The 255-nt window shown below is 78.4% G+C and carries 1 protein-coding gene; it reads left to right on the top strand.

All coding sequences use genetic code 11. The features are described 5' to 3' along the window. Positions 1-255, top strand: a 255-nt coding sequence (locus EOE48_RS29035; protein ID WP_187371611.1) for a transposase, incomplete at both ends; no start/stop codon positions are given.

Raw genomic sequence — 255 nt, 5'->3', positions numbered from 1 at the left:
TTCCTCACCGCCCTCGTGCCCTCCGAGCGCGCCTGCCGCGAGCGGGGCTGCCGGCACAAGCCCCTGCTCGCGGTCGGGCGCCAACTCGTCCTCCAGGCGCGCCGCTGGCTGCCGGGGCGCGACCTCGCGCTGGTGGCCGACAGCGGTTTTGCGGCGCTGGCCTTCCTCGCCGCCCTGAGCCGCCGCGGCGTGACCATCGTCACCCGCCTGCGCCTCGACGCGGCCCTCTACGATCCGGCCCCGCCCCGCCGGCCG

This window comes from Methylobacterium oryzihabitans (assembly GCF_004004555.2).
Classification (GTDB): domain Bacteria; phylum Pseudomonadota; class Alphaproteobacteria; order Rhizobiales; family Beijerinckiaceae; genus Methylobacterium; species Methylobacterium oryzihabitans.
The sequence above is the reverse complement of the archived record's forward strand: the minus strand, read 5'-3'. Positions and strand labels throughout refer to the sequence as shown.